A 12,314-nucleotide genomic window follows, 5' to 3' on the forward strand; every position below is an offset into this window, starting at 1 on the left:
AACGTTTTAACACACGAGAAAAGAGAGTAGACGGTAGACGGTAGACAGTAGTTGGTAGTTAGTCTAGGGGCATAGTCACTGCTCAACAGTCGAGCGTTTAGTTTAGCACACTAGTCTAAAGACCGACGACTGACGACTCTGTACTAAAAACATAAAATGTAGGGTGGTGAAACAGGCAGACACACCTCCTTGTCCCGGTGGCGGAGAATAATAGGAAGATCTGAGTAATTAGATGTAACTACTCCTTGAAGGTTCGATTCCTTCCCCTACAGCTAAAGAGAGTCGGAAAGATGGGAAGACCAAAAGTCCGAAAGACTGGAATCCGGAAGTCGGAAAGAAGAGATATTCTTCTGATATGGATTAAGGAAATACCTTAACCGCTCTATCTTTCGGAATTTACTAACCTTTCGGACTATCCCGACTCTCCCAACAGTATGAAGAAATTGTTGCCCGATACTTTGCTAGCGCAAGGCTTGCCCCGGCTCTGTGCCGCCGGTTGGCATTTGCTTTTTTCTTGATAAAAAAGCAACAAAAAATCAAGGGCTTCATAAAATTACCTAAAAATTGGGTTAAGCCTTCTACAGAAAAAGAACTCGCTTGTTGCACTGCACTCAAACAGCTTTTTCTGATAGAATACTTTCGTGAACCCCAATTTTTTAACGGAAATTTTATAATGCCCGTCAGCAGGGGGGCTAGGAGTGCGGAAGACAGGATATTCTCTCATAAAAATGACTCAATGAAAGAGCTTAACCACTCTGTCTTTCAGACTTTACTAAACTTTCGGACTTTCCCGACTTTCCCGACTCTCCCAACTTCCACCAATTAAAAATGCCCCCAAAATTTTTAAATCTTGGGGGCATTTTATGTTATTATTAGGATTTAAATAGAGCCTATTTTATTCCGTATTTCTGACTGAATCTTTTATCTAATTGTTTATGTAGATTATCTAAATCAATATCTCTACCTTGAATAAAAGCTTTTTCAATAGAATTGGTAATCATATCTAATGCATCACCACCTGAAATAAATAAAGTTGCATCTTTTCCAACTTCAATAGAACCAGCGATATTATCAATACCTATAATTTTAGCTGTATTAGAAGTAATAGTTTTTAAAGCATCTTCCTTACTCATACCCCATGTAGAAGCTGTTCCTGCCATAAATGGAAGGTTTCTTTGCTCCCAATATCCATCGATACTAATTGCAACCATTACGCCTGCCTTATTAAGTATAGAAGCATTTTTATAAGGAAAGTTTACATCCTGATCTACACTAGTAGGCAATGAATGCGGCTGATTTATAATCACAGGTACATTCTGTTCCTTTAAGAAGCTAGCAACATAAGATGCTTCAGATCCTCCAACAATTACTGGAGTAATATTAAAACGCTTTGCAAAATTAACTGCGGCAACTATATCTTTTTGCAAGTTTACATGCATAAATAATTTAGCTGTTCCATCGAACAATTTTTTCATTCCAGCAAATCTTGCATTTGTAACAGCTTGTGGTACTTCGTTATAAGATTTTGCTTCAATAAAGAATCGCTCTAACTCAGAAATTGCGTTAGCTGTATTATTGTTCCCTCCAGCTGCACCACCGCCCATCGCACCTCTAAATCTAGGTGTTACTGGCCAGTTAACATGGATACCTAAATCTGTTTTAACAGCCGCATCTTCCCAATTCCAAGCGTCTAATTGAACAGCAGTAGAACTACCACTAATTACACCACCCTGAGGTACGATAAGTGCCATTAATACACCGTTTGAACGTAAAGTAGGTGGAACTTTTGAATCGGTATTATAAGCAATAATAGAACGAATATGTGGATTATATTGTCCAATTTCTCTAAAATCTAAAGTTGCTTTTACTGATTCAAATTCAGATAATCCTAAATTGGTATTTGGAGCAATAAATCCAGGGTAAACATGCTTGCCATTTAAATTATGAATGGTAGCATCTGTATTACTGAATTTAACTGTTGTAGCATCCCCAACACCAGTTATTTTACCTTTTTCGAAGGTTACATAACCATTAGAAATAACCTGTCCGTTTCCAACATGTACAGTACCTCCTAAAAGGACTATTTTTTTGTCTTGCGGTTTTGCCGGATATATGTTTGCTTGGCTAAATGCTTGGGTACTTAATGAAGCAACTAAGCAAGTAGCAATTAAAAATTTATTCATGAGCGTGTTCTCCTTCCATTGCTGAAACTTCAAAATGTTCATCTAAAGATTCGCAGTTAAATATTCTTGGTGTTTCAACTACCGCACGTTGTGTACGCGCACCACGGTTTTTGCTGTCAAGCATTTTTTGAATTAATCTAGCTTTTTCTTTAGCTAAATTTTGTTGCGCTACTGCGTCTCTTTCTAAATCCCAGTAAGCTACCCCATCTACAAATGTTTTTTCTGCTTTAGCATAAATTGATAGTGGATGTGCTGACCAAAGAACTACGTCTGCATCTTTTCCAGCTTTTAAGCTTCCAACTTTGTTGTCGATATGAAGCATTTTTGCCGGGTTTAATGTTACAAATTTTAATGCATCTTCTTCTGATACTTTACCATACATAACCGCTTTTCCTGCTTCTTGGTTAAGGCGTCTTGCCATTTCTGCATCATCTGAGTTAAAGGCAGTAGTAACACCTACGTTATGCATAATTTTACCATTATAAGGAATTGCTTCTTGAACTTCCATTTTATATGCCCACCAATCAGCAAATGTAGAACCGGCAATGTTGTTCTCTTTCATTTTATCAGCCACTTTATAGCCCTCTAAAATGTGCGTAAAGGTGTTAATTTTGAAACCTAAGTCGTTAGCAACATGTATAAGCATGTTAATTTCGCTTTGTACATAAGAGTGACAAGTAATGAAACGCTCGTTATTTAAAATCTCAACTAAAGCATCTAATTCTAAATCTCTACGAACATTGTTTCCTTTTACAGCTAATGCTTTTTGATATTCTTTAGCTCTGGTAAATGCATCAACAAATACTTGTTCAACACCCATTCTGGTCACTGGGAATCTAGATCCGTCACCAAAATTACTTTGTTTAACGTTTTCTCCTAATGCAAACTTAATAAAGCCATCCGCACCTGCAAATTTCAGCTCATCCGGGTTTTTACCCCAACGTGTTTTAATTAATACAGATTGTCCACCAATAGGATTTGCAGAACCATGTAAAAGTTGAGAAGTAGTTACTCCACCAGCTAATTGACGGTAAATATTTACGTCCTCAGAGTTAACTACATCACCCATTCTCACTTCAGATGAAACAGCTTGAGCTCCTTCGTTTGTACCATTTAATGCAATGTGTGAGTGCTCATCAATAATACCTGGTGTAATATGTTTACCAGTAGCATCAATAACTTTAGCATTTCCGGCGTTTAAATTTTTACCTACGGCTTTAATTTTTCCGTTTTCTATTAATACATCAGCATTTTTTAAGATTCCATCTTTCTCATTTGTCCAAACTGTACCATTTTTTAACAATACATTTTCGGAAGTTGGAATTTGTTCGTTACCAAATGCTGTGAATGGGAAAATTAAGTTGCCAGTTGTTGCCATTGCAGGTCTTGGTTCTTCTCTTTTTGCAGGCTCTTTAAATGCTTCGGTTAATTTCGCCGACCATGCGCCAGAAGAAGTAGAGTTTAAATCAATATCACCCGAAAAGGTTAATGGATTAATACCTGTTACATAACCGCTTAATTTTACGCTACCATTTGGACGGTTTTTAGAAGTAAAACCAATTGTTACCCAGTCGCCACTACGTGTAAAACTAGCTGTAGTTTTTAAGCTATCCGCTCCACTACGCTCAATAGTTGCACTAGATCCACCATTTGTTCCAGCAATTTTTAATGTCAATGAACCAGCACCATCCATGTTTAATGCATAAGTACCACGTAAATCTACTACGTCCATTTTATTAACAATATATCTGCTACCTTGAACCCAGTTTTCGAAAATGATGTTTGATGATTTAAATAAATTGTCTGAAGAGATAATGAAGTTAGCTAATTTGCCTTTTTCTATTGTTCCAACTTTGTTAGAGATACCCAACATTGCTGCTGGTATTTCTGTGATTGAAAGTAAAGCTTGTTTTTCAGATAATCCATTCTCAATGGCAGTTCTAATATTAGTCCAGAAATCGCGCGGACTTTCCAATCCAAAACTGGTTAAAGCAAAGCGTACACCTGCTTTTTCTAGTTTGCCAGGATTGGTTGGTGCCATTTCCCAATGTTTTAACATCGGAAGAGTGATGTTTCTAGCATCAACTGGATCCTCTACTTCATAAGCTTTAGGGAAATTAACTGGAATAATTAAACTTGCACCTGTTGCCTTAACTTCATTAATTCGTTGATATTCATCTCCATTAGATTTGATGATGTATTGTTTGCCAAATTCTTTTGCAATTTTATCAACGCGCAAGATGTTCATCCAGCCGTCTGCTTCAAATAATTGTGGAAGCGATTGCTGTTTGTTAAACTCCTCTAAAGAAATATTAAACTCGGTATTTTGTTTAGTGTACCATTGAGCATCTAAATAGGTTTGGCGTAAAAGCGCGATAGTACCCATTAATGATGATGGATAACTGTTAGAAGATGTTCCTTTGCTAAATGAATAATTAGCTGCGGTTTGCTGATTTAAGAAAAGGTTATTCTCTTTTCCATCATTTAAAGTAACTGCGGCAGATGTTCCTCGAGCAATTCCATCTCTGTTGATTACATTTACACTTCCAAAACCTACACTTCTTAAGTCTGCAGCTTTTCTTGTGTCTGATGTAAAAATACTTTTAACCTCTGTTTCTGGGCGAATAGCTTCGTTCCAGTTGTAAGGTCCTTTTTTAGTTGAAGTGTAAACCGTAGCACGGTTTCCTCCGAAGCCTCCTGCAGCACGAGCAGCCTCAGGTATGCCATAAGTTGTAAATGCATCTACCAACGATGGATAAATGTATTTTCCTTTTAAGTCTATTACCACATATCCCTTTGGAATTGCAGTGCCCGTACCAACCGATTCAATGGTTTGGCCTTTTACTAAAAGTGTACCATTCTGAATCGTTTGATTCGCATTTACTACGATATGTGCATTTGTAAAGGCAAAATTTCCAGGACGCACGTCATATGTGCCATTTACTGGATAAGTGTCTTGTGCCATTGTACATACAGTAGAAAATACCAACGCAAGCGACAGTAAAGTTTTCTTCATATAGTTTAATTTTGATTTGTCTTCTAAATCTATTGAAAATTTTACGGATATTAATTTAATATAACTTTTATTTTACATGATTGTAAATTAGGCGTTTCTACTTTTAGGAATTAGTATTTTGTTTTAAAATAAAAATGGCATCTTAACTTAATAAGATGCCATTTTTTATTCAATGTTTTTGAGATTTAGAATCCGTAACGTAATCCAATTTGAAACTGGTATGGGTTACCTGATGGGTTAACTACACCCGAATTGTTAACTCTGTAATTGAATTTTTTATTTACAGTGTCGTAGTTCGGAAGAGCCGGACTTCCACCACTTGCAGGAACACCTAATGCATATAAAGCTTGCGAACCTAAGTTTTTAGTAACACCCCACTTTTTGTTTAGTAAGTTACCAAAGTTAAATACGTCTGCAGATAATTCAATTTCATGTTTACCTACCATTTTAAATTTCTTAGCAATTCTTAAATCAACTACTCCAAAGAAACTATTAACTCCACCGTTACGTTCAGCTATGGTTCCTTCATATTTTAAAATATAGTCTTTAATGCTTTGACTCGCTAATGGATTGTCTAATAAGTTTTGTAAGCCAGTACGAATATTAGCAGGAACCGAAGCATCATTTCTGTTGAAAATATAGGCCAAGTCGTTAGATGCAACGAAATCTCCGTTGTTATTAGCACCTGAAGTTAAACTATAACGCGTGCCTCCCATTCCTGAATAACGAACACCTACTTTTACGCCAGCAAATGTTGGTAATGTACCGTAAATTACTACTTTATTACGGAATTGATTATCAGAATAAGTCATGTTGCTTAAATCTCTCGGGTCGTCTTTAACTAATAATGATAAAGTTGCAGAGTTAGCTACGTTTCCATTAAAAGAGGTATTATCTTTCGTGTCATTGTAAGTGTAGCTTGCTGTAATTTCTCCATCTTTAAAGTACTTCCAAGTAGCATCTAAAACAACCGCAAATTGGTTTACTTTTCCTTTGCTATTTAATTCTAATACTCTACCAAATTGATTTGTTAATCTACCATTTTTCCAATCAGAAGTTCCGTTTGCAGCTATACTTGGTACATAAACATTACGGTTTCCTTCGTTAGTTAAAGTGAAAAACGGATTAGCTACCATATTTCTGTCAACATACATATAGTTGTTTCTACCTAAGGTTGCATAACCTGTAATTCCAACTCTAAAATTGCTACCAATAAGTTTATTATAAGAAAGGTTAGCTTTATAAATTACCGGAATTTTTGCGTCTTCAGCATAAGTGTTGATGGTAGGTAGTTGGTAAGCTGCTAAAGTAGGTGCACTTGCAGTTCCATTTCTATAACCAATAAAGTTAGGCGTAGGAACATCAGCTCCAAAAACATCAACAGTAGCTAAATGTTTACCATCAAATGTTAAGTTGTTTATGGTTACATAGTTGTTTATGTCTGAACCAAATATACCAGCGCCAAATCTAATGTAATCGGTATGTTTTTCGTTGATATCCCAGTTAAATTGAACACGTGGTTGTAATAACATTTGAGATAAATCGTGATCTGTTCTGACACCAATAGCCTGATATAAAGTTTCGTTTAAAGGAGATTTAGGATATTTACTATAATCTAATCTTAATCCACCTGTAAAGTCTAATCCGTAACCTAATTTGGTTTGCATTTGACCATAAAGCGCAACATTCCAAATACCTGCTTTAACAGTTGGGTCGTCTACTAATGGCACTTCACGGTAAAATCTATTCGGAATTAGGTTGTTAAAGTTTTGTAATGAAGTTTGTGCAGTTGCGCCACTTCCACTATTGGTAAATTCGAAACGGCCGTTTACTTCACTTCCGTATAACGATGTAGCATGTGTGTACATAGCGTCTACACCAAAAGTATATTTTACTTTATCAGTATTGTAATAAAGGTTGTTTACTAATTGAAATACGTTGTTTGTAAACCCTTCTTGTGCAAATCTATGCCCACCAATTTGTATAGCTGTAGATTTAGTTGTTCCATCCGATAAAACAGAAGTTATATTACTAACAATAGCTCTTGGAATAGAAAAGCCTAATTGATCGTTTTGAGTACTTGCTTGATAAGTGTAAAGGTGTTGAACTTTTAACTCATTGGTTAATTTGCTATTAATAGTGGTTCTTAATGTAGCAAGTAAGCTATTATCAACGTTTTTATCGTTTCCATAACTTTCAAATGCATTAATAGAAGTATTATCGCCTAAGCCTAAGGGGTTTCTATCGTTTGTATAATTATTACGTAACGTTAATAAGTTTTTCTCATTAATCTGATAATCTAAACGTAAGAAAGCAGCATCAGAACCTCTTTTTTTATTGAATGATCCAAATTGAGGAGAGTTTGCTACGCCATATTTGTTTTGTGCAATAGAAAAGAAATTATTTAGGGTAGCATTAGTGATGTTAAATCTTGATTCATCGGCCGCGCTTTTAACATCAGCAATAATTAATGGTCTAGCATCTTTTTGGTGATCCCAGCCAATAAAATAATGTAATTTATCTTTAACAATAGGTCCACCTAAGGTAAATCCATATTGATATGTAGAGTAATCTACATCACGTTTTACACCTCTAATATCGTACGGACTAGCTAACCAATCGGCACGGCCATAAGAAAATGCACTACCAGTAATTTCGTTTGTTCCAGCCTTTGTAACAGCAGTAATTGTACCGCCACCAGCTCTTCCAAGCGTAACATCGTATTGGTTAGTTACCACTTTAAATTCTCTAACAGCTTCAATTGAGATTGAATAGGGAGCACCACTTCTACTTGTTGTACTACCTGCCGAGGTAGGGTTTTTAGCCGACATACCATCAATGGTGTAGTTGGTTGAAGAGCCTAATTGTCCAGAAATACCACCACCTCTACTTAGTGGAGATAAATCCATTAATGTAGAGAAGTTACGTCCGTTTACTGGAAGTTGCGTCATGGTTCTAGCCGAAATTTCGGTAGAAGCACCAAATGTTTGCGCTTTATTTCTTAAGCTTGAACCCGAAATTTCTATAACATCTATTTGTTGCGCACTAGATAACATAGTGATGTTTACTTTTACTACATCACCTAAGTTTAATAAAAACCCAGTTCTAACTTGTTCGCCTAAACCTGTATAAGTTGCTTGAACGGTATATGGACCACCTAAAGGAAGTTCCTTAAAAGTATATTCGCCCATAGCATTGGTATTGGTTCTAGTTGTAAATCCAGTTGAGGTATTTTTAACTAAAACAGTTGCACCGACAATTGATTGTTTTTGTTCATCGGTGATAATCCCAGAAATTGATGCCTGTGTGGTTTGTGCATTACTTTTTGCGATGCATAAAAACAACAAGGAAAAAATGGGAAGATAAAGGAGAAATTTCTTCATAATTATTTTTTTGTTTTGCTCGCAAAGCTATTTGAGGGAAATTAAGCCTGTTTGTACTTTGTATTATGATAATGTTTAATTTTACAGAGTATAGTTAAGCTAAGGTTAAGGGGGGTGGAAAATTTCCTAATTAAGTTTTAATTCCTATTTTTGAAATAAAAAAATCAATATGAATTTATACCAGATTTTAAGAATGGCACACTCCGGTTGGAGATACATTGTGTTTGCCATGTTGGTAATAGCCTTTTTAAGTGCTTTAATAAACTGGATTGGCAAAAAGCCATTTTCTGCAACGAGTAAAAAAATTAATCTTTTTACTTTGATTTCAATGCATATTCAAATCCTAATTGGATTAGTACTGTATTTCTTGAGTCCGTTGGTAGAGGCAGGAATTAGATATTGGAAAATGGAGCATATTGGCCTTATGATTGTAGCCGCAGTTATGGTTACAATTGGTAATGCAAGAAGTAAGAAAGGTAATGACGATAATAGACACAGAAGCGCTGCTTTATATTTTGGTTTAGCTCTAATTGTAGTTATAATGGCAATTTATACCATGACCATGGTTGATCCATCGAGAACGTTTTTTGGTACTACAAAATAAATTCCTTTAGTTTTATAAAAAACGTATTAATGGTATTACTGTTAATACGTTTTTTTATTTACTGACTTTTGTAAATGTTTTTATTTTTTAAAAATTAATTGTCTTTTCGTAGAAGTTTGCAAAAAAATTTTGATTAATTAAACTTTTATATACATTTGCGATTCGATGTTTAAAATTCAACTACATACCTGGCAGTGGCGTATCCAATTTTTGGGAATGCGCTTTGCTCTATAATTTGATTTTTAACTAAACTAAACTTTTATAATTATAACCCGGCGCAGAACCACACGTCGGGTTTTTTTATGTTCTAAAATTTGATGGTTGGTCTGCGTTTTTAAAATATTTAAAATGTATAAAATAGAATCCATCTCTAAAAAGATTTTAGCCGATACAACTACTCCAGTGAGTATTTATTTGAGGTTAAGGGATCTTTATCCAAACTCAATTCTATTAGAAAGCTCTGATTATCATAGTAAGGAAAATTCGCTAAGTTATATTTGCTGTAAGCCTATTGCTGGTATAAAATTAAACAACAATACTTTGTGTTCTTATTTTCCAGATGGTGCTACAGAAAGTTTAAATCATTTTAATATTTCAGAATCTATTCAGCTATTTAAAGATAAGTTTCAAGTAGAAGAAACTACAACGCCAAATCTTCAAAATAATGGCCTGTTTGGTTATTTTAATTGGAATATTTTAAAGTTTACTGAGGATGTAAATATTGATATATCAAATAATACAATCCCAATTATGCAATATCATTTATATGCATTTGTTATTGTTGTAGATCATTTTAAGAATGAATTAAGAGTGTTTCAAAATCGCTCAAATAGCGATGAAAAGGATGAGTTAAATGATATAATTAATCTTATTCAGGATCGTAGTTATAGTAATTTCAAATTTTCTGTGGTTGGTTCAGAAGAATCTGATATGGATGACGAAGATTTTAAAAAGCTAGTTTTAAAAATGAAGGCGCATATTTCGAGAGGAGATGTGTTTCAAATTGTGCCCTCGATTAGTTTTTCTCAAAGTTTTAAGGGGGATGAGTTTAATGTTTATAGATGCTTAAGGTCTATTAATCCATCGCCTTATTTATTTTATTTTGATTATGGAGATTTTAAACTTTTTGGGTCATCTCCTGAAGCTCAAATTTCAATAAAAAATAAGGAAGCCAATTTATTTCCCATTGCTGGTACTTTTAAACGAACAGGAAATGATAAAGAGGATGCGATAATGGCAGAAAAACTACTAAACGATGAGAAAGAAAGTGCTGAGCATGTTATGTTGGTAGATTTGGCGAGGAATGATTTAAGTAGAAATTGTTTTAATGTCGAGGTAAAATCATTTAAAAAAATTCAGTTTTATTCGCATTTAATCCATTTAGTGTCTCATATTAGTGGAGAATTAAATCCTGAAGCTAAAATTTTCGATGTAGTTACACAATCTTATCCGGCAGGAACGCTAAGTGGAGCCCCAAAATTAAAGGCAATAGAGTTGTTAAATAAATATGAAAAAACCAATAGGCGTTTTTATGCTGGTGCAATAGGTTTTATGGGATTTAATGATGAATTTCTTCACGCAATAATGATTAGGACTTTTATGAGTAAGGAAAATAAACTTCATTATAGAGCGGGTGCAGGAATAGTTTTTCAATCTAATCCCGAATCAGAATTAGCAGAAGTAAATAATAAAATTGCAGCGCTTAGAAAGGCAATTAAAATGGCTACTAATTTATAAGAATATGAAGAGCTCAAAAATTTTAATAGTAGATAATTACGATAGTTTCACTTATAATTTGGTTCATCTAATTCATGAGTGCGGATATGATGTAGATGTAAAAAGGAATGATAAGTTTGAATTAGAAGATTTAAAAGACTATACCAAAATTTTGTTGTCACCCGGACCAGGAATACCATCCGAAGCAGGAAAATTAATAGAAGTTATAAAGGAATATGCCGGAAAAACTTCTATAATGGGTGTGTGTTTAGGGCAACAAGCAATGGCAGAGGTATTTGGTGGCAAGCTTTATAATTTGCCAGAGCCTTTACATGGTGTTGCGACAGACATTTCTGTTGAAACTAATGATCCTCTTTTTAAAGGTTGTCCTGAAACGTTAAAAGCAGGAAGGTATCATAGTTGGGTGGTAAATAAAAATAATGTTCCTGATTGTTTTAAGGTAATTGCAATTGATAAACAGAATGAAGTGATGGCAATTAGGCATAAGGAATACGATTTAGTGGGTGTTCAGTTTCATCCAGAAAGTGTTTTAACTGAATATGGAAAATTGATGATTAAAAATTGGATAGAAGGAAACTAATGAAAAATATATTAGAGGAAATTGTTGATCGAAAAAGGGTAGAAGTAGAATTTTCTAAAAAGGACTTACCTATAGAAAAGTTGAAAGATTTTCAATATTATGGTAGATCAACCAATTCAATTAATTCTAGTTTATTAGATGAAACTAAAACGGGCATTATTTCGGAATTTAAAAGAAGCTCGCCTTCATTGGGCTCAATAAATGGCAATGCTTCCTTAGAAACGGTTATAAGGGCTTATGATACATTTGGTGCGTCAGGAATCTCGGTTTTAACTGATCATCAATTTTTTGGTGGTTCAAGTCAAGATTTAATTAAAGCTAGATCTTTAACAAATTTGCCTTTATTAAGAAAGGATTTTATTGTAGATCCTTATCAAATTTATGAGTCTAAAGCTTGGGGCGCAGATGTAATTTTATTAATTACTGCGGTTTTAACTGAGTATGAAATAGAAAATTATGCAGAATTAGCACAAAATTTGGGTTTGTCTGTTTTATTAGAAATTCATAATGAGGATGAATTGCCAAAAAATTTAATTAATTCAATCAATATTATTGGGGTAAATAATAGAAATCTTAAAGATTTTAAGGTCGATGTTAATACATCGATTAAATTATATGAAAAAATAAATCCAGCCTATTTACGTATTTCGGAAAGTGGGATTTCGTCTGTTGACACCATAAAAAGCTTAAAAGAATTAGGGTATAATGGGTTTTTAATAGGCGAATGCTTTATGAAGGAGAAATCTCCTGAAAGAGCATTTAAACAATTTGTTGACGAATTAAAAGGCTGACCAAATATTTAACTTTGTAT

7 protein-coding genes are annotated in these 12,314 nt (G+C 34.3%); 4 read left to right on the plus strand and 3 right to left on the minus strand.

What is annotated here, in order from left to right; all coding sequences use genetic code 11:
- Positions 1–890 precede the first annotated feature (890 nt).
- The 3 genes from VRU49_RS03950 to VRU49_RS03960 form a co-directional block, all read right to left on the minus strand.
- Entirely contained in the window at positions 891–2,183 is a 1,293-nt protein-coding gene (locus tag VRU49_RS03950) for an amidohydrolase family protein (protein ID WP_330145483.1), read from the minus strand.
- Positions 2,176–5,199: an amidohydrolase family protein gene (locus tag VRU49_RS03955; RefSeq protein WP_330145484.1), complete on the minus strand. Its 3,024-nt coding sequence runs from the start codon at positions 5,197–5,199 to the stop codon at positions 2,176–2,178. Before VRU49_RS03955 ends, VRU49_RS03950 begins: the two co-directional genes overlap by 8 nt.
- Before the next feature lie 185 nt (positions 5,200–5,384).
- Entirely contained in the window at positions 5,385–8,582 is a 3,198-nt protein-coding gene (locus tag VRU49_RS03960) for a TonB-dependent receptor (protein ID WP_330145485.1), read from the minus strand.
- A 169-nt stretch (positions 8,583–8,751) separates the two neighbouring features.
- Between VRU49_RS03960 and VRU49_RS03965 the strand changes: the two genes are divergently transcribed.
- From VRU49_RS03965 to trpC, 4 genes are all read left to right on the plus strand, one after another.
- The gene (locus VRU49_RS03965; RefSeq protein WP_330145486.1) at positions 8,752–9,186 is read left to right on the plus strand and encodes a cytochrome B; all 435 of its coding nucleotides are present in this window, start codon (positions 8,752–8,754) and stop codon (positions 9,184–9,186) included.
- Positions 9,187–9,534: 348 nt separating this feature from the next.
- The gene (locus tag VRU49_RS03970; protein ID WP_330145487.1) at positions 9,535–10,923 is read left to right on the plus strand and encodes an anthranilate synthase component I family protein; all 1,389 of its coding nucleotides are present in this window, start codon (positions 9,535–9,537) and stop codon (positions 10,921–10,923) included.
- A 4-nt stretch (positions 10,924–10,927) separates the two neighbouring features.
- A complete protein-coding gene (locus VRU49_RS03975; protein ID WP_330145488.1) occupies positions 10,928–11,503 on the plus strand; it encodes an anthranilate synthase component II in 576 nt (191 codons plus the stop codon).
- Positions 11,503–12,294, plus strand: coding sequence for an indole-3-glycerol phosphate synthase TrpC (gene trpC / locus VRU49_RS03980; protein ID WP_330145489.1), 792 nt, complete (start codon positions 11,503–11,505; stop codon positions 12,292–12,294). Before VRU49_RS03975 ends, trpC begins: the two co-directional genes overlap by 1 nt.
- Positions 12,295–12,314 lie beyond the last annotated feature (20 nt).

It is taken from the genome of Pedobacter flavus (assembly GCF_036324285.1).
Classification (GTDB): Bacteria; Bacteroidota; Bacteroidia; order Sphingobacteriales; family Sphingobacteriaceae; genus Pedobacter; species Pedobacter flavus.

Coding starts and splice junctions, on each gene's coding strand:
- VRU49_RS03965 (WP_330145486.1), top strand. CDS start 8,752: ATGAATTTATACCAGATTTTAAGAATGGCACACTCCGGTTGGAGATAC.
- VRU49_RS03960 (WP_330145485.1), bottom strand. CDS start 8,582: ATGAAGAAATTTCTCCTTTATCTTCCCATTTTTTCCTTGTTGTTTTTA.
- VRU49_RS03950 (WP_330145483.1), bottom strand. CDS start 2,183: ATGAATAAATTTTTAATTGCTACTTGCTTAGTTGCTTCATTAAGTACC.
- VRU49_RS03970 (WP_330145487.1), top strand. CDS start 9,535: ATGTATAAAATAGAATCCATCTCTAAAAAGATTTTAGCCGATACAACT.
- VRU49_RS03975 (WP_330145488.1), top strand. CDS start 10,928: ATGAAGAGCTCAAAAATTTTAATAGTAGATAATTACGATAGTTTCACT.
- VRU49_RS03955 (WP_330145484.1), bottom strand. CDS start 5,199: ATGAAGAAAACTTTACTGTCGCTTGCGTTGGTATTTTCTACTGTATGT.
- trpC (WP_330145489.1), top strand. CDS start 11,503: ATGAAAAATATATTAGAGGAAATTGTTGATCGAAAAAGGGTAGAAGTA.